The following is a 17,239-nucleotide window of genomic DNA, read 5'->3' on the forward strand; positions in this document are numbered from 1 at the left end:
GCCCTCGGTAGGATTGACGAGCGAGCATGCGCTCGACTCAGAAGAAGCGCGTCGGCCGGCGCAGGCTGGCCGGCTGATGGCGCGCGACACGCGCGGCGCCCGACTGCACGTGCGTGCGGCGGGTCGTCGCGCGCTTGTACCAGACAGGCGTCGCCGCCTGTTTCACACGCCAGTTGCGACGCTTCGGCGCGAGCGCGGCCGTGCTGCCGCGCCACGACGGCGCCGCGGGCGTGTCGGAGCCGTACGTGCCGGCATCGACCGAGCCTTCGTTAAGGCCGCCGACCGCGGAATTCCACGTGTCGTTCAGTTCCTTCTCGTGCTCGCGCAGGTTGTCGTGAATCGTCGTCTCGACATTGCGCGCGGCCGACTCGAAATCGGTCTTCATCGTCCGCAGCGCGTCGAGTTCGATTTCGCGCGAGACCTCGGCCTTCACGTCGTTGATGTACCGCTGCGCGCGGCCGAACAATGCGCCGGCCGTACGCGCGACGCGCGGCAGGCGCTCGGGGCCGAGCACCACGAGCGCGACGACGCCGATCAGCGCCATCTTCGAAAGACCGAGATCCAGCATCGCGAATGCCTGTCAGCGTGCCGGCGTTACGCCTTGTTCGAGTCGGAACGCGTCGTTTCCTTCGCGTTGACGTCGACCGAACCCGAGCGCGGCAGTTGCTGCGCGTCCGCCGGTGTCTCGCCTTCCTTCATGCCGTCCTTGAAACCCTTCACGGCGCTGCCGAGGTCGTTGCCGATGTTGCGCAGCTTCTTCGTACCGAAAACCAGCGCGACGATCAGCAGCACGATCAGCCAGTGCCAAATGCTCAATCCACCCATGATGAAACCTCTCCTCAACCACGCCGCGTCGCGGCGCAAATCGCCGGCGGCACGCCGGCTTCGACTATCGATGCGGGGAAACGCCCCGCCACGTCAACCCATCCGCAACCACGGGCGCGGGCCGGCCAGGATATGCGCGTGCAGGTGGTAGACCTCCTGCCCGCCGCCGGGGCCCGTGTTGATCACCGTGCGAAACCCGGTTTCGCCCCCCGTGTACGCAACGCCGAGCTGATCGGCCAGGCGGGCGACCAGCAGCATCAGCCGGCCGAGCATCGGCGCATCGGCCTCGCTCGCCGCCGACAGCGTCGGCAGGTGCCGGCGCGGAATCACGAGCACATGCGTCTCGGCCGCCGGGCGGATGTCGCGGAACGCGACGAATTCGTCGTCCTCGTGCACCTTCGTGCTCGGGATCTCGCCCGCCGCGATCTTGCAGAACAGGCAATTCGGATCGTGACTCATGTTGCTCCTGCGAAACGCCCGCGCGCCGGTCAGAACCAGGCCTGCGGATCGAGCGTCTTGTTGTCGTTCAGATACAGCCAACCTTTGATGATACGGTACAGCGTCCAAATCCATGTGACAAACATGACGACGAATCCCACCACCACGAACATCAGCGCGAAGCCGATCACGTAGGCGATCAGCGCGCGCCAGAACGTGCGGATCTGCCACTCGAAATGGTCGGCGTACGGCGTGCCGGCCACGTCGTCGCGCTTCACGTAGTTGATGATGATCGCGATGATCCCGGTGACGCCGCCCGTCAGCCAATGAATCGCGTAGAGGCCGTACAGCACGTGCGTCAGCGTGCGCAGACCTTTCAGTCGCTCGGCGTCCGCTGCGCCCGGCACCGACGGTGTCGGAAACTGGCTCGGCGTATCGGTCATGATGCTACCCCCGTTAGATGACAATTCTTACAGCTTACCGCACTGGCGTCGGCGCGGCAGGCTGCGCGTCGTCACCCGCCGTTTTCCTCGCGCTCGCGACGCTTGCGCAGCGCCTTTTCCTCGATGCCCGACAGCCCTTCGCGGCGCTCGAGTTCCGCGATCACGTCGGCTGGGCTCAGGTCGAAATGCGACAGCATCACGAGGCAGTGGAACCACAGGTCGGCCACCTCGCCGACCAGCGCCGTCGGTGCGCCGCCCTGGCGCACGTCCTTCGCGGCCAGCACGACTTCGGTCGCCTCTTCGCCGATCTTCTTCAGCACCGCGTCGTCGCCCTTGTGGAACAGGCGCGATACGTACGATTGTTCGGGGTCGCCGCCCTTGCGGCTATCGATCACGGCCGCGAGGCGCAGCAGCGTGTCTTCGGTCGATTGCGTCATTTGTAGATGTGTTCGGGGTCTTTCAGCACCGGATCGACCGCGACCCAGTCGCCGCTGTCCACCGTACCTTCGAATTTCTGGAAGAAGCACGAATGCCGGCCGGTGTGGCATGCGATGCCCGACACCTGCTCGACCTTCAGCAGCACGACGTCCTCGTCGCAGTCGAGCCGCACCTCGTGCACGTGCTGCACGTGGCCCGACTCCTCGCCCTTGAACCACAGGCGCTTGCGCGAACGCGAATAGTAGACCGCGCGCTGCGTCTCGATCGTCTTCGCCAGCGCCTCGCGGTTCATCCACGCGAACATCAGCACGTCGTTCGTCGACGCTTCCTGCGCGATCACCGGCACGAGGCCGTTGTCGTCCCAGCGGACCTTGTCGAGCCACGCGGGGGATTTCGTTTCCGTCGTCATCACAGCCTCACCGGAATGCCCTGGTCGGCCATGAAGCGCTTCGCCTCGCCGACCGTGTGCTCGCCGTAGTGGAAGATGCTCGCGGCCAGCACGGCGTCGGCGCGGCCTTCCTTGATGCCGTCCGCGAGGTCCTGCAGCGAGCCCACGCCGCCCGACGCGATCACCGGCACCGGCACCGCGTCCGACACGCCGCGCGTGAGCGCGAGGTCGAAGCCCGACTTCGTGCCGTCGCGGTCCATGCTTGTGAGCAGGATTTCGCCCGCGCCGAGCTCGGCCATCTTGCGCGCCCATTCGATCGCGTCGATGCCCGTGCCCTTGCGGCCGCCGTGCGTGAAGACTTCCCAGCGCGGCGCCTCGCCGTCGGCCGACACGCGCTTCGCGTCGATCGCGACGACGATGCACTGCGAGCCGTACTTGTCGGCCGCGTCGCGCACGAGCTGCGGGTTCGCGACCGCCGACGAATTCATGCTGACCTTGTCCGCGCCGGCGTTCAACAGGCGCCGAACGTCCTCGACGGCGCGCACGCCACCGCCGACGGTCAGCGGAATGAAGACCTGCGACGCGACGGCCTCGATGATCGGCAGGATCAGGTCGCGCTGGTCGGAGGTCGCGGTGATGTCGAGGAACGTCAGTTCGTCGGCGCCCTGGTCGTCGTAGCGGCGGGCGATTTCGACGGGGTCGCCGGCATCGCGCAGTTCGACGAAGTTGACGCCTTTGACGACACGCCCGGCAGTCACGTCCAGGCAGGGGATGATGCGTTTAGCTAGAGCCATGATGTTGCGCCAAATGCCGCGATGGGACGGCCGGTTACGGACGCCTCGCGCGAGGCGTCCGGTCGGGGCCGCCTGCTGGCGACCCCGGCGAACGGAACGACCGCGCTCAGGCGTCGTCGAGTTCGCCGTTCAGTTCGTCCGCGCGTTTTTGCGCGGCCGCGAAATCGAGATCGCCGGAGTAGATCGCACGTCCGCAGATCACGCCTTCGACGCCGTGTTCCTCCACTTCGCAGAGGTTCTCGATGTCGGTGAGGTTCGACAGGCCGCCGCTTGCGATCACCGGAATGCCGACCGCCTGGGCGAGCTTCACGGTTGCTTCGATGTTGATGCCCTGCAGCATCCCGTCGCGGCCGATGTCCGTGTAGACGATCGATTCGACGCCGTAGTCCTCGAACTTGCGCGCGAGATCGATCACCTCGTGGCCCGTCAGCTTGCTCCAGCCGTCGGTCGCGACCTTGCCGTCCTTCGCGTCCAGCCCGACGATGATGTTGCCCGCGAACGCGGTGCACGCGTCCTGCAGGAACCCCGGGTCCTTCACGGCCGCGGTGCCGATGATCACGTAGGAGAGGCCGGCGTCGAGATACTTCTCGATCGTCTCGAGGCTGCGGATGCCGCCGCCGAGCTGCACGGGAATTTCGTCGCCGACTTCGTCGAGGATCGCTTCGATCGCTTCGAGATTCTTCGGCTTGCCGGCGAACGCGCCGTTCAGGTCGACCAGATGCAGCCGCCGGGCGCCGAGATCGACCCACTTGCGGGCCATCGCCGCCGGGTCCTCGGAGAAAATCGTGGCCTGGTCCATATCGCCCTGTTTGAGGCGCACACACTGACCGTCTTTGAGATCGATGGCCGGAATCAGCAACATAGCAATCGGGTGTCGTCGTGGAAAATGAAAAGAATCCGGCGCGTACCGGCCAAACCGGTGCCGCGCCGTCTCGCTAGTTTAGTACAACTCTTTCGGCGCATAGGGCCTGTTCCCGCCAATAGCGGGCTTGCGAACGGGCCTTTCCCGCCCGCCGACTGTGGCACGCACACGACGTTCACGGTTTCCAGTGTACGAAGTTGCGATACAGACGCAACCCGACCTCTGCGCTTTTCTCGGGGTGGAATTGGGTCGCGAAGAGGTTGTCCCGCGCGACCGCGGACGTAAACGGCGCGCCGTATGCCGTTTCGCCTACCGTGTGCGCCGGGTTGTCCGGGCGCACGTAATAGCTGTGCACGAAGTAGAAATACGCGTCGTCGGGCACGCCGTCCCACAGCGGGTGCGGCTGCGACTGGTGCACGCGGTTCCAGCCCATTTGCGGCACCTTGAAGCGCGAGCCGTCGTCCTGCAGCCGGCCGTCGAGCTCGAAGCGCACGACCTTGCCGGGCAACAGGCCCAGACCCTTCGTGTCGCCTTCCGCGCTCCAGTCGAACAGCATCTGCTCGCCGACGCACACGCCCAGCAGCGGCTTCGTGCGCGACGCCTCGATCACCGCTTCCTGCAGCCCCGATTCGCCGAGGCAGCGCATGCAGTCGGGCATCGCGCCCTGGCCGGGCAGCACGACGCGGTCGGCCGCGCGAATCGCGGCCGGCGTATCGACGATCGCCACGTCGGCGGCCGGTTCGGCCTTCTTGAGCGCCTGCGCGACCGAGCGCAGGTTGCCCATCCCATAATCCACAATCGCAATCGAAGTTTTCATCTCAGTGCAGGCAGTAGCGCCCTCAGTCCATTGACGATGAATTCCACCGCCAGCGCCGACAGCATCAAACCCATCAGCCGCGTGGCGATGTTGATGCCAGTGCGGCCGATCCAGTTCGCGATCGGCTCGGCAAGCCGCATCGCGAAGAAACACAGCAGAGCCAGGACCGCGCCGATCGCGACGAGCCCGGCTCGCTCATACCAGTGATGCGAGTTCGCCGCATAGATGATCACCGTGCTGATCGAGCCGGGGCCCGTGAGCAGCGGAATCGCCAGCGGCACGACCGCGATGTTGTCCTTCAGCTCGGCCTCGTGGCGCTCCTCCGGCGTCGATCGCGTGTTGCCGATCTGCGCGTTCAGCATGTTGATCGCCATCAGCAACATGATGATGCCGCCGCCCACTTCAAGGGAGCCGACCGAAATGCCGAAGAAGTCGATGATCTGCTGCCCGAGCAGCGTCGTCACCGTCATCACGCAGAACACCGACACCGACGCGATCCGGATCGTGCGGCGCCGCTCGATGTCCGACTGCTGCGCCGTCAGGCTCAGGAAGAACGGCACCGCGCCGATCGGGTTGATCAGCGCCAGCAGCGAAATGAACGATTTGAGCAGATCCATCGCAAGCCGGCGCGCCGCGCCGAAGCCGTGAGGTTGTCGTTGGCGTCCTGTCCGTTCGGAAGTTAGAGGCTGCCCTTCGTCGACGGAATCTGTCCCGCCGCGCGCTCGTCGAGCTCCACCGCCGCACGCAGCGCCCGGCCGAAGGCCTTGAACACCGTTTCGAGCTGGTGATGCGCGTTGATGCCGCGCAGGTTGTCGATGTGCAGCGTGACGCCCGCGTGGTTCACGAACCCGCGGAAGAATTCGATGGAAAGGTCGACGTCGAACGTGCCGATCCGCGCACGCGTGAACGGCACGTGGAATTCAAGACCGGGCCGGCCCGAGAAGTCGATCACGACACGCGACAGCGCCTCGTCGAGCGGCACGTACGAGTGGCCGTAGCGGCGGATGCCCTTCTTGTCGCCGATCGCCTTCGCGACGGCCTGACCGAGCGTGATGCCGACATCCTCGACCGTGTGGTGGTCGTCGATATGGGTATCGCCATGCGCTTCGACCTCGAGATCGATCAGACCATGTCGCGCGATCTGGTCGAGCATATGGTCGAGAAACGGCACGCCGGTGGCCAGCTTCTGCCGGCCCGTCCCGTCGAGATCGAGCTTCACACGGATCTGCGTTTCGCTGGTATTGCGAACGACTTCCGCCACACGCATGGCAATTCCTTGATTGAGTCTGATGTAAATGGGGATTGATCGTCGCGCGCCGCCGCGCCCTGGGCTCAACCGGGCAGTGCGAGTTTCAAAGCAGCCAGCAGGCGCGCGTTTTCGTCGGGAGAACCGACGGTCAGCCGCACGCATTCGGACAGCAACGGATGCATTTTACTCACGTTTTTGACCAGCACCCGCTCCGTGAGCAGTGCATCGAACACAGCGGCTGCGTCCGGCACGCGCACCAGCAGGAAATTGCCGGCGCTCGGGAACACCGTCGTGCCCGGCAGCGCGGCCACGGCCTGCGCGAGGCGCGTGCGTTCCGCACGCAGTTCGGCCGCCTGCGCATCGAGCACGTCGAGGTGGTCGAGCAGGAAATCGGCGGTTGCCTGGGTCAGCACGTTGATGTTGTACGGCGGGCGCACCTTGTCGAACTCGGTCAGCCACGCCGGCAGCCCGGCGAGATAACCAAGGCGGATCCCCGCGAGGCCGAGCTTCGACACCGTGCGCATCACGACGACGTTATCGAACTCGGCGGCGCGCGGCAGCCACGAGCGCTCCGCGAACGGCTGGTACGCCTCGTCGATCACGATCAGGCTGTGCTGCGCGGCCGCGATGATCCGCTCGACGTCGGCTTCGTCGTACAGCGTGCCGGTCGGGTTGTTCGGGTAAGCGAGATAGACGAGCGCGGGCCGGTGCTCGGCGATCGCCGCGATCATCGCGTCGGCGTCGAGCGTCAGGTCGGCCTTGAGCGGCACGCCGACGAATTCGAGCTGCGCGAACTTCGCCGACAACTCGTACATCACGAAACCCGGCACCGGTGCGAGCACCTTCGCGCCCGGTTTCGCACACGCCACCGACATCATGCTGATGATTTCGTCCGAGCCGTTGCCGAGCAGCACGTCGCATGCGGCCGGCACGCCCATCGCACGGCGCAGCTTGTCGAGCAGCGCGCCCGGGCGCGGCGCCGGGTAGCGGTTCAGCGCGACCTGCGCGAGGCGTTCGCCGAGCGCCGCCGCGAGCGGTGCCGGCAGCGAATACGGGTTCTCCATCGCGTCGAGCTTCACGAAGCCGCTCGCGTCGGGCACCGGGTAGCTCGTCATCGCGAGCACGTCGCGGCGGATGATGTCTTGTGGCGTCGTCATGGTCTCAAGCCGGCGTGCGTCGCGCCGGCGTCAAATGGTCGGCAAGGCGGCGGCTGCCGCCCTGCGCCGGGCCTCCTCATCGACCGGAACCGCTGCGTCGGCAGCGGCTCCGGCGCGCGTCACCCCTTCATCCGGAGCTCGGCGCTGCGCGCGTGCGCCTGCAGCCCTTCGCCGTATGCAAGCTCCGAGGCGATCTCGCCCAGCGTCTGCGCGCCTTCGGCGCTGACTTGGATCAGGCTCGAACGCTTGATGAAGTCGTACACGCCGAGCGGCGACGAGAAGCGCGCGGTGCGCGACGTCGGCAGCACGTGATTCGGGCCCGCGCAGTAGTCGCCGAGGCTTTCGCTCGTGTAGCGGCCGAGGAAGATCGCACCGGCGTGGCGGATTTGCTGGCCCCATTGCTGCGGCTCCAGCGCGGAAATCTCGAGGTGCTCCGGCGCGATATCGTTCGCGATCCGGCACGCTTCGGCCATGTCGCGCACCTTGATCAGCGCGCCGCGGCCTTCCAGCGACGCGCGGATCACGTCCTGGCGCGGCATCGTCGGCAGCAGCTCGTCGATCGCCTTCTCGACGCGCTCGAGGAACGCGGCGTCCGGGCACAGCAGGATCGACTGCGCGAGCTCGTCGTGTTCGGCCTGCGAGAACAGGTCCATCGCGACCCAGCTCGGATCGGTCGTGCCGTCGCACAGCACGAGGATTTCCGACGGGCCGGCGATCATGTCGATGCCGACCGTGCCGAACACGCGGCGCTTCGCCGACGCGACGTATGCATTGCCCGGCCCGCAGATCTTGTCGACCGCAGGTACCGTGGCCGTGCCGTATGCGAGCGCGCCAACCGCCTGCGCGCCGCCGATCGTGAACACGCGATCGACGCCGCCGAGCAGCGCCGCGGCGAGCACGAGGTCGTTCTTCACGCCGTCCGGGGTCGGCACGACCATCACGATCTCACCGACGCCCGCGACGCGCGCGGGAATCGCGTTCATCAGCACCGACGACGGATACGCGGCCTTGCCGCCCGGCACGTACAGGCCGACGCGGTCGAGCGGCGTGATCTTCTGGCCGAGCACCGTGCCGTCGCTTTCCGTGTACTGCCAGCTATGGGTGCCGCACTCGATCTTCTGTTTCTCGTGGTACGCACGCACGCGCGCGGCAGCGGCTTCCAGCGCCGCGCGCGCCTTCGGCGCGAGGCCGTCGAGCGCCGTCTGCAGCGCGTCCTGCGGCAGCTCGAGCGCGGCGACGCTGCTCGCGTCCAGCCGGTCGAAGCGGTTCGTGTACTCGAGCACCGCGGCGTCGCCGCGCGACTTCACGTCGGCGAGAATTTTCGCGACCGACTGCTCGATCGCTTCGTCCTCGCTCGCCTCGAACGCGAGCACCGCACGCAGCGCGGCGTCGAAGCCGTCGCTCGTCGAATCGAGTTTGCGGATGGTGATGGCCATGGGAATTCCGTTACGGTGATGCGCTCAATTGCCATTCTGCGACGCGCGTTCGAACGCGTCGAGAATCGGCTTGAGCGCCGCGCGCTTCAACTTCAGCGCAGCCTGGTTCACGACGAGGCGCGACGAGATCGCCATGATCTCCTCGACCTCGACCAGATTGTTCGCCTTCAGCGTGCCGCCCGAGCTGACGAGGTCGACGATCGCGTCGGCCAGCCCGACCAGCGGCGCCAGCTCCATCGAGCCGTACAGCTTGATCAGGTCGACGTGCACGCCTTTCGCGGCGAAGTGCTCGCGTGCCGTTTCGACGTATTTGGTCGCGACCCGCAGGCGCGCGCCCTGGCGCACCGCGTTCGCATAGTCGAAACCGGCCGGCACCGCCACCGACATCCGGCAGCGCGCAATGTTCAGGTCGATCGGCTGGTACAGGCCCGAGCCACCGTGCTCGACCAGCACGTCCTTGCCGGCCACGCCGAAATCGGCCGCGCCGTATTCGACGTAGGTCGGCACGTCGCTCGCGCGCACGATGATCACGCGCAGGTTCGGATCGGTCGTCGGCAGGATCAGCTTGCGCGACGTTTCCGGATCCTCGGCCACCTGCACGCCGGCGGCCGCCAGCAGCGGCAGGGTTTCCTCGAAAATCCGGCCCTTCGACAGGGCGAGGGTCAGCGGCGCGGTCATGCTTGGCTCCCGGAGAGGCGGCGCACGTTCGCGCCGACGGCGGTCAGTTTGGTTTCCATGCGGTCGTAGCCGCGGTCCAGGTGATAGATGCGGTCGACGAGCGTTTCGCCTTCGGCGCGCAGCCCGGCGATCACGAGGCTCGCCGACGCGCGCAGGTCGGTCGCCATCACGTTCGCGCCGGACAGCTTGTCGACGCCGGTCACGAGCGCCGTGTTGCCGTCGATCGTGATGTTCGCGCCGAGCCGGTTCAGCTCCTGCACGTGCATGAAGCGGTTCTCGAAAATGGTCTCGACGACCTGCGCGGTGCCCGTCGCGACCGAATTGAGGGCCATGAACTGCGCCTGCATGTCGGTCGGAAACGCCGGGTATTCCGACGTGCGAATCGTCACCGCCGACGGGCGGCGGTCCATCTTCACGCGCAGCCAGCTGTCGCCTTCCTCGATCGACACGCCGGCCTCGCGCAGCTTGTCGATCACCGCGTCGAGGATGTGCGGGCGCACGCCCGTCAGCATCACGTCGCCGCCCGCCGCCGCGACCGCGCACAGGAACGTGCCGGCCTCGATGCGGTCGGGAATCACCGAATGGCGTGCGCCATGCAGCCGCTCGACGCCCTGGATCACGAGGCGGTCGGTGCCGATGCCGTCGATTTTCGCGCCCATCGCGACCAGCAGGTGCGCGAGATCGCTCACTTCCGGCTCGCGCGCCGCGTTCTCGATCACCGTCTCGCCATCGGCCAGCGTCGCGGCCATCAGCAGGTTTTCCGTGCCCGTCACCGTAATCATGTCGGTCACGATGCGCGCGCCCTTCAGGCGCTTCGCGCGTGCCTCGATGAAGCCGTGCTCGATGCTGATCTCGGCACCCATCGCCTGCAGGCCCTTGATGTGCTGGTCGACCGGCCGCGCGCCGATCGCGCAGCCGCCCGGCAGCGACACCTTCGCCTCGCCGAAGCGCGCGAGCAGCGGCCCGAGCACGAGGATCGACGCGCGCATCGTCTTGACGAGCTCGTACGGCGCGACGAGGTTGTCGACGCGCGACGCGTCGAGCTGCACGCGGCAGCCGTCCGTTTCGCTCTTCACGCCCATCTGGTTCAGCACCTTCAGCGTGGTGCGCACGTCCTTCAGGTTCGGCACGTTGTCGAGTTCGACCGGCTCGGCGCTGAGCAGCCCCGCGCACAGGATCGGCAGCGCGGCGTTCTTCGCGCCCGACACGACGATCTCGCCCGACAACCGGCGACCGCCTTCGATCACCAGCTTGTCCATCCCATGTCCCTGCGATTCCCCGTTGGCGGCCGGGTGTGCCGTGGCGACGCTCTGGACGGCGTCGCGCTCGTTGACGGTGACTTGCACTCAGTGGTTCCGGTTATGCGTTCTGCCATTCGGCGGGCGTCAGCGTCTTCATGCTGAGCGCGTGAATTTCCTGCTTCATGCGATCGCCGAGCGCCGCATAAACGAGCTGGTGCCGCTGGATCGGCCGCTTGCCTTCGAAGGCCGCCGACACGATCGTCGCGAAGAAATGCTGGCCGTCGCCTTCGACTTCCAGATGAGTGCAGGCGAGACCGCCGGCGATGTATTGCTTGACCTGTTCGGGAGTCGGCAACATGAGGGGCTCCTGTCGGCGCGCGCCGCCTGTGGCGGCCGCCGCCGTCGATATCAATGACGCAGTTTGTAGCCGGTCGCGAGCAGCCGCATCGCGAACATCGCGAGCAGCACGAAGAAACCGGTGACGATCGCGAGGCTCGTGAGCGGGTTGATGTCGGACGCGCCGAAGAACCCGTAACGGAAGCCGTCGATCATGTAGAAAAACGGGTTGAGACGCGAGATCTCGCGCCACATGGGCGGCAGCGAGTGCGTCGAATAGAACACGCCGGACAGGAACGTCAGCGGCATGATCAGGAAGTTCTGGAACGCGGCGAGCTGATCGAACTTCTCGGCCCAGATGCCGGCGATCAGCCCGAGCGTGCCGAGGATCGCCGAGCCGAGCAGCGCGAACGCGATGATGAACAACGGCGCCGCGAAATGCATCGGGATAAACCAGATCGTCACGACGAACACGCCCGTGCCGACCGCGAGCCCGCGCACGACGGACGCAAGGACGTACGCGCCGAAGATGTCCCTGTAGGACAACGGCGGCAGCAGCACGAACACGAGGTTGCCGGTGATCTTCGACTGGATCAGCGACGACGAGCTGTTCGCGAACGCGTTCTGCAGCACGCTCATCATCACGAGGCCCGGCACGAGAAAGCTCACGTACTCGACGCCCGGATACACCTCGACGCGGCCCGACAGCGCATGGCCGAAGATCGTCAGGTACAGCAGCGCCGTCACGATCGGCGCGCACACCGTCTGGAACGACACTTTCCAGAAGCGCAGGAGTTCCTTGTAGAACAGCGTTTGAAAACCGCTCATGCCAGACCCTCGATGACCTCGGCCCCGTTCATCACCTGGACGAACACATCCTCGAGGTCGGCCTTGCGGACCTCGATCTCGTCGAACGTGCAGCCGGCCGCGCGACACTGCGCGAGGATGCGCTCGACATCGTCGTAGCTCGTGAGACGCAGCAGATGCTCGCCCGGCGCGCGCGCGGCCGGATCGGTCTCCAGCCCGCGCAGCTCGGCGGGCAGCGCGCCGGTCGAGAACCGCAGGTACAGCTGCAGGCCCGCGAAGCGGCGCAGCAGCGCGTCGGTGCGATCGAGCGCGACGACTTCACCGCGACGCAGCATCGCGATGCGGTCGCACAGCGACTCGGCTTCTTCCAGGTAATGGGTGGTCAGGACGATCGTGTGGCCCTCGCGGTTCAGCCGCGAGATGAACTGCCACAGCGTCTGGCGCAGTTCGACGTCGACACCGGCGGTCGGCTCGTCGAGCACGATCACGGGCGGCCGGTGCACGAGCGCCTGCGCGACCAGCACGCGGCGCTTCATCCCGCCCGACAGCGCGCGCATGTTCGCGTCGGCCTTCTCGGTGAGGTCGAGATTGGCCATCACTTCGTCGATCCAGTCGTCGTTGTGGCGCAGCCCGAAATAGCCGGACTGGATCCGCAGCGTCTCGCGGACGGTGAAGAACGGGTCGAACACGAGTTCCTGCGGCACGACGCCGAGCGCGCGGCGCGCATCGCGGAAGTCCTTGACGACGTCGTGGCCGCGCACCGAGATACTGCCTTCATCGGCCCGGGCAAGCCCGGCGAGGATACTGATGAGCGTGGTCTTGCCTGCGCCGTTCGGGCCGAGCAGACCGAAAAACTCGCCTTCCTCGACCGACAGGCTGACGCCCTTGAGCGCCTGAAGCGATTTGTAGCGCTTCTTGACGTGACGGATTTCTATGGCTGACATGACTGTGCGCGGCGCAAGGGCCGCGACGCCTATTCTGTGCTTGCTGCGAAAGAAAATGGGGGCCGGACGCCGATTGGCTGCCCCGCAAAACGCTTGATTATAGGGCAAACCGGCTGGTGGGGCCGGCGCAGGAGGCGCGCGGCCTGAAGCGTGCGCGCGCCGGCTGGCGCGGCAGGCTTCGGTCGGACAGGGTCAATGTCGCCCGGTGCCGTCGATGAGCGCGTCGACGCCGTAGGCGCGCGCGAGGCTGGCGAGCTTCTGCGGGAGATTGAGGAGGTCGAGGGTCGCGCCGCGCGCTTTGGCGGCACGTTGCCATGCGAGCAGCACGGCGAGCGCGGACGAGTCGAACTGCGTCAGCGCCGAGCAATCGACGGCGGTCGCGCCGGCGCCGATGCGCGCAAGACCGTCCGCGAGCGCGGACTTCGCGCTCGCGACGGTCAGCGAAGAGCCTGCTTCGAAGCTGCTCACGACGCCTGCTTGCCGGCGGCAAGTTGCTGGTTGCGCTGCGTCAGGAACTGGATCAGGCCGTCCACGCCGCTTTGCTGGATCTTCTCGTTGAACTGCTGCTGGTACGTCTGGATCAGCCACGCGCCGAGCACGTTCAGGTCATACACCTTCCAGCCATTCGCCGACTTGTACAGGCGATAGTCGATCTGGACCGGCTGGCCGTTGTTCATCGCGACCGTCTTCACGACCACGTCGGTGTCGGCCGGATCGGCGCGGAACGGCGGGTACTGGATCTGCTGGTCCGGCTTCAGCTGCGCGAGCGCGCCCGAATACGTGCGGATCAGCAGCAGCTTGAACTGCTCCTGAACCTGTTGCTGCTGCTCGGCCGATGCCGTGCGCCAGTTGCGACCCATCGCGAGCTGCGTGGTGCGGCGGAAATCGGTGTACGGCAGGATGTCCTTGTTGACGATCGTAATGATGCGGTTGGTGTCGCCCTGCTTGATCGTCTGCTGCTTGACCTCGTCGAGGACCTGCTGCGTCGCCGTCTTGATCAGCGCCTGCGGGTTCGACTGGTCGACTTGCGCGTGAGCTGCGCTGCCGAACGAGAACAGCGCCGCGAAAACGGGGATCAGGAACAGTTTTTTCATCATAGTGACCTGCATGAAGAGTCGATGCGTAGGTTGGAGCCGGTAGCTTACGCGCAAGTTCGCGTGCGCCACCGACTCAATCGTTTCCGGCTGTAACGAATGTAAATGGGTCAGTGCAGCTTGATGCTCGGGAAACGAATCCCGCCCGGAGCGGGCGGCGTCATCTGCATTGCCGGCACGTTCGTCGCGCTGGCCGGGTTCGGTGCTTCGGCACTGCCCGACGCCGGTGCGGCAACGGCCGCGCCCGATGCGCCGGCCGGCGCCGTCGCGCCGCCGATCGCGGCCGCACCCGCCGTTCCCGCCGCGCCGGCTGCCGCCGGTGCCGCGCCGTCGTCCGGCAGGTCGTACTTCGGCAGCGCGTCGTTGCTCGACGCCGTCGAGGCCTCGCCGCGCGCGTTGTCGATCAGCATCTGGCGGCGCTGCAGGTACGCGTTGCGCACGAACGAATACTTGTCGAGCGCCGCGGCATCCAGCACGTCGCCCGCGCCGAGCAGGTTCGCACGCGTGTTGACGAGGTTCACGCCGAACAGGCCCCAGCTCAGGCTGTCCGGCTTCACGTAGGTGAGCGGATTGCCCACGTAGTCGACGCCGAGGCCTGCCGTGTCGCGCAGCGTGCTCGGACCGAGCAGCGGCAGCACGAGATACGGGCCCGACGGCATGCCGTAGCGGCCCATCGTGATCCCGAAGTCGGCCGTGTGCTTCGGCAGTTTCGCGATCGTCGCGACGTCGAACAGGCCGCCGACGCCGAACACCGTGTTGATCACGACGCGCATGATGTCGCCGACGCCGTCCGCGATTCGCAGTTGCACGATGTTGTTCGCGGCGATGTAGACGTCGCCGATGTTCGAGAAGAAGTTCGTCACGCTGTCGCGCACCGGCTGCGGCACCACGTACTGGTAGCCCTTCGCGACCGGTTTCAGCGCGTACGTGTCGACCGTGTCGTTGAACTTGTACATCGACCGGTTGAAGCCTTCGAGCGGATCGCCCTTGGTCGGCGTCTGCACGGTCGCGCAACCGCTCAACGCGGCGACTGCCGCCACCGCGAGCGCGGCGTGCCTGATGCGGATCGTCTGCATGGTCATTACCCTCTTGTCTTTCTCTCGTGTGGTTATTGGGCGGTCGAACCGGACACCGCAGAGGCCGGCACCGCGACCGGCGCGGGCGCGACCGGCGCGGCCGAGGCCCCCGATGCCGGCTTCGCGCCACCCGCGTCGGCTGCCTTGCTGTACAGGAACTGGCCGATCAGGTTCTCGAGCACGATCGCCGATTGCGTCATCGTGATCGTATCGCCCGCCTTCAGCATTTCGGTGTCGCCGCCCGGATCGAGGCCGATGTACTGCTCGCCGAGCAGGCCCGACGTCAGGATCTTCGCCGACGAATCCTTCGGGAACGGATACTGGCCGTCGATATCGATCGTCACCAGCGCCTGGTAGGTGTTGGTGTCGAAGGCGATCGACTTCACGCGGCCGACCACGACGCCCGAACTCTTCACGGCGGCGCGCGGCTTCAGCCCGCCGATGTTGTCGAATTTCATCCTCACCGAGTAGGTCGGCTGAAACGACAGCGAGCTCATGTTGCCGACCTTGAGCGCCAGGAACAGCACCGCAAGGAAGCCCACCACCACGAACAGGCCGACCCAGAAGTCGAGAGCAGTCTTTTTCATCGTCATCCCAAAATTTGGCTTGGCTGAGGCTTAGCTGAACATCAGCGCGGTCAGCAGGAAATCGAGGCCGAGTACGGCGAGCGACGCGAACACGACCGTCTTGGTCGTCGCGCGCGACACGCCCTCGGGCGTGGGCTTCGCTTCATACCCCTGAAACAGTGCAATGAAGGTCACGGCGAACCCGAACACGATGCTCTTGATCACGCCATTGCCGACGTCGGCCCACACTTCGACCCCGCCCTGCATCTGTGACCAGAACGCGCCCGGGTCGACGCCGATCAGCACGACCCCGACGAAATAACCGCCGAGCACGCCGACCGCGTTGAAGATCGCGGTGAGCAGCGGCATCGCGATGATGCCGGCCCACAGGCGCGGCGCGATCACCGTCTTGAGCGGATCGACGGCCATCATCTCAAGCGCGGTGAGCTGCTCGCCGGCCTTCATCAGGCCGATCTCGGCCGTGAGCGACGTGCCCGCGCGGCCCGCGAACAGCAGCGCGGTCACGACCGGGCCGAGCTCGCGCACCAGCGACAGCGCGACCAGCAGGCCGAGCGCCTGCTCGGACCCGTAGCGGTTCAGCGTGTAATAGCCCTGCAGGCCGAGCACGAAGCCGACGAACAGGCCCGACACGGCAATGATCACGAACGAATAGTTGCCGAGGAAGTGGATCTGCTTCGTGACCAGCCGCGGCCGGCGCAGCAGCGGAAAGAATTCCAGCACGAGGCGCACGAACAGCCGCGTGCCGTAGCCCGCGCGCTCGAGGCCGCCGATGACGTAACGTCCGATCGCGCTGATCATGCGCGCCCTCCGCCGAGCCCGAAATCCGCAGCCAGCGGCGGGCTCGTGTAATGAAATTTGAACGGGCCGTCCGGCGCGCCGTCGATGAACTGGCGCACGCTCGGGTCGGTCGACGCGCGCAGCTCGTCGGGCGTACCCTGCGCGAGCACGCCGCCATTGGCCAGAAAATACACGTAGTCGGCGATCGCGAACGATTCCGGCACGTCGTGCGTGACGAGGATCGACGTTGCGCCGAGCGCCTCGTTCAGCGTGCGGATCAGGTTCGCCGTGATGCCGAGCGAGATCGGATCGAGGCCCGCGAACGGTTCGTCGTACATGATGAGCTGCGGGTCGAGCGCGATCGCGCGCGCGAGCGCGATGCGGCGCGCCATCCCGCCCGACACCTCGGACGGCATCAGGTCGCGCGCGCCGCGCAGGCCGACCGCGTTGAGCTTCATCAGCACCAGGTCGCGGATCAGGTCTTCGGGCAGGTCGGTGTGTTCGCGCAGCGCGAACGCGACGTTCTCGAACACCGACATGTCGGTGAACAGCGCGCCGAACTGGAACAGCATGCCCATCTTGCGGCGCAGCGCGTACAGGCCGTCGCGCGTCTGCGCGCCGACGTCGGCGCCGTCGAACAGCACCTGGCCGCGGCGTGCGCGCACCAGGCCGCCGATCAGGCGCAGCACGGTCGTCTTGCCGCAACCCGACCCGCCCATGACGGCGACGACCTGGCCGCGCCCGAAGCGCATGTTCAGGTTCGACAGGACGAGGCGGTCGCCGTAGCCAAAGTCGACGTCGCGAAGTTCCAGCAGTGTCTCGGTAGGAGTGGGGCTCACGGAGCTGACAGTC

Annotated in this window: 24 protein-coding genes; all 24 read right to left on the reverse strand. The window is 66.6% G+C overall.

Going from position 1 to position 17,239, the window contains the following annotated elements; translation table 11 throughout:
- Positions 1-37 precede the first annotated feature (37 nt).
- On the reverse strand, positions 38-568 hold the full coding sequence (gene tatB / locus HWX25_RS10325) for a Sec-independent protein translocase protein TatB (protein WP_059535650.1): 531 nt from the start codon (positions 566-568) through the stop codon (positions 38-40).
- A gap of 26 nt (positions 569-594) precedes the next feature.
- The gene (tatA, locus tag HWX25_RS10330; protein WP_034183658.1) at positions 595-825 is read right to left on the reverse strand and encodes a Sec-independent protein translocase subunit TatA; all 231 of its coding nucleotides are present in this window, start codon (positions 823-825) and stop codon (positions 595-597) included.
- 93 nt (positions 826-918) lie between these two features.
- Positions 919-1,284 carry a histidine triad nucleotide-binding protein gene (locus HWX25_RS10335; protein WP_059820892.1) on the reverse strand — a complete coding sequence of 122 codons (366 nt, stop codon included), beginning with the start codon at positions 1,282-1,284 and terminating at the stop codon, positions 919-921.
- Positions 1,285-1,313: 29 nt separating this feature from the next.
- Positions 1,314-1,706, reverse strand: coding sequence for a hypothetical protein (locus tag HWX25_RS10340; protein ID WP_059449807.1), 393 nt, complete (start codon positions 1,704-1,706; stop codon positions 1,314-1,316).
- A gap of 71 nt (positions 1,707-1,777) precedes the next feature.
- On the reverse strand, positions 1,778-2,143 hold the full coding sequence (locus HWX25_RS10345; protein WP_044845953.1) for a phosphoribosyl-ATP diphosphatase: 366 nt from the start codon (positions 2,141-2,143) through the stop codon (positions 1,778-1,780).
- Positions 2,140-2,553, reverse strand: coding sequence for a phosphoribosyl-AMP cyclohydrolase (hisI, locus tag HWX25_RS10350; protein WP_059692364.1), 414 nt, complete (start codon positions 2,551-2,553; stop codon positions 2,140-2,142). Before hisI ends, HWX25_RS10345 begins: the two co-directional genes overlap by 4 nt.
- Entirely contained in the window at positions 2,553-3,326 is a 774-nt protein-coding gene (hisF, locus tag HWX25_RS10355) for an imidazole glycerol phosphate synthase subunit HisF (protein ID WP_175908446.1), read from the reverse strand. The genes hisI and hisF overlap by 1 nt, the downstream gene beginning before the upstream one ends.
- Positions 3,327-3,432: 106 nt before the next feature.
- Positions 3,433-4,188 carry a 1-(5-phosphoribosyl)-5-[(5-phosphoribosylamino)methylideneamino]imidazole-4-carboxamide isomerase gene (gene hisA / locus HWX25_RS10360; RefSeq protein WP_059535644.1) on the reverse strand — a complete coding sequence of 252 codons (756 nt, stop codon included), beginning with the start codon at positions 4,186-4,188 and terminating at the stop codon, positions 3,433-3,435.
- A gap of 175 nt (positions 4,189-4,363) precedes the next feature.
- Positions 4,364-5,005: an imidazole glycerol phosphate synthase subunit HisH gene (gene hisH, locus HWX25_RS10365; protein WP_059535642.1), complete on the reverse strand. Its 642-nt coding sequence runs from the start codon at positions 5,003-5,005 to the stop codon at positions 4,364-4,366.
- On the reverse strand, positions 5,002-5,622 hold the full coding sequence (locus HWX25_RS10370) for a MarC family protein (protein WP_059535640.1): 621 nt from the start codon (positions 5,620-5,622) through the stop codon (positions 5,002-5,004). Before HWX25_RS10370 ends, hisH begins: the two co-directional genes overlap by 4 nt.
- Before the next feature lie 62 nt (positions 5,623-5,684).
- Positions 5,685-6,272, reverse strand: a complete 588-nt coding sequence (hisB, locus tag HWX25_RS10375) for an imidazoleglycerol-phosphate dehydratase HisB (RefSeq protein WP_006751804.1) — start codon at positions 6,270-6,272, stop codon at positions 5,685-5,687.
- 65 nt (positions 6,273-6,337) lie between these two features.
- Positions 6,338-7,411: a histidinol-phosphate transaminase gene (hisC, locus tag HWX25_RS10380; RefSeq protein ID WP_175908447.1), complete on the reverse strand. Its 1,074-nt coding sequence runs from the start codon at positions 7,409-7,411 to the stop codon at positions 6,338-6,340.
- Positions 7,412-7,530: 119 nt separating this feature from the next.
- Positions 7,531-8,847, reverse strand: coding sequence for a histidinol dehydrogenase (gene hisD, locus HWX25_RS10385; protein WP_175908448.1), 1,317 nt, complete (start codon positions 8,845-8,847; stop codon positions 7,531-7,533).
- 24 nt (positions 8,848-8,871) lie between these two features.
- Positions 8,872-9,525, reverse strand: coding sequence for an ATP phosphoribosyltransferase (hisG, locus tag HWX25_RS10390; RefSeq protein WP_006751807.1), 654 nt, complete (start codon positions 9,523-9,525; stop codon positions 8,872-8,874).
- The gene (gene murA / locus HWX25_RS10395) at positions 9,522-10,871 is read right to left on the reverse strand and encodes a UDP-N-acetylglucosamine 1-carboxyvinyltransferase (RefSeq protein ID WP_059535635.1); all 1,350 of its coding nucleotides are present in this window, start codon (positions 10,869-10,871) and stop codon (positions 9,522-9,524) included. The genes hisG and murA overlap by 4 nt, the downstream gene beginning before the upstream one ends.
- A 13-nt stretch (positions 10,872-10,884) precedes the next feature.
- Complete coding sequence (locus HWX25_RS10400) at positions 10,885-11,124, reverse strand: BolA family protein (protein ID WP_006477131.1); 240 nt, start codon at positions 11,122-11,124, stop codon at positions 10,885-10,887.
- A gap of 50 nt (positions 11,125-11,174) precedes the next feature.
- Positions 11,175-11,930 carry an ABC transporter permease gene (locus HWX25_RS10405; RefSeq protein WP_175908449.1) on the reverse strand — a complete coding sequence of 252 codons (756 nt, stop codon included), beginning with the start codon at positions 11,928-11,930 and terminating at the stop codon, positions 11,175-11,177.
- Positions 11,927-12,853, reverse strand: coding sequence for an ABC transporter ATP-binding protein (locus tag HWX25_RS10410; RefSeq protein WP_059535631.1), 927 nt, complete (start codon positions 12,851-12,853; stop codon positions 11,927-11,929). Before HWX25_RS10410 ends, HWX25_RS10405 begins: the two co-directional genes overlap by 4 nt.
- Positions 12,854-13,045: 192 nt before the next feature.
- Positions 13,046-13,321, reverse strand: a complete 276-nt coding sequence (locus HWX25_RS10415) for an STAS domain-containing protein (RefSeq protein WP_059820889.1) — start codon at positions 13,319-13,321, stop codon at positions 13,046-13,048.
- Positions 13,318-13,947, reverse strand: a complete 630-nt coding sequence (locus HWX25_RS10420) for an ABC transporter substrate-binding protein (RefSeq protein ID WP_059535680.1) — start codon at positions 13,945-13,947, stop codon at positions 13,318-13,320. Before HWX25_RS10420 ends, HWX25_RS10415 begins: the two co-directional genes overlap by 4 nt.
- 110 nt (positions 13,948-14,057) lie before the next feature.
- Positions 14,058-15,023, reverse strand: a complete 966-nt coding sequence (locus tag HWX25_RS10425; RefSeq protein WP_059820888.1) for a VacJ family lipoprotein — start codon at positions 15,021-15,023, stop codon at positions 14,058-14,060.
- Between the two features lie 32 nt (positions 15,024-15,055).
- Entirely contained in the window at positions 15,056-15,616 is a 561-nt protein-coding gene (gene mlaD / locus HWX25_RS10430) for an outer membrane lipid asymmetry maintenance protein MlaD (RefSeq protein ID WP_175908450.1), read from the reverse strand.
- Positions 15,617-15,640: 24 nt separating this feature from the next.
- Entirely contained in the window at positions 15,641-16,408 is a 768-nt protein-coding gene (gene mlaE, locus HWX25_RS10435; protein WP_059535625.1) for a lipid asymmetry maintenance ABC transporter permease subunit MlaE, read from the reverse strand.
- The gene (locus HWX25_RS10440; RefSeq protein ID WP_059535623.1) at positions 16,405-17,226 is read right to left on the reverse strand and encodes an ABC transporter ATP-binding protein; all 822 of its coding nucleotides are present in this window, start codon (positions 17,224-17,226) and stop codon (positions 16,405-16,407) included. The genes mlaE and HWX25_RS10440 overlap by 4 nt, the downstream gene beginning before the upstream one ends.
- Positions 17,227-17,239 lie beyond the last annotated feature (13 nt).

Source organism: Burkholderia sp. BCC1640 (assembly GCF_902833125.1).
GTDB lineage: Bacteria > Pseudomonadota > Gammaproteobacteria > Burkholderiales > Burkholderiaceae > Burkholderia > Burkholderia diffusa.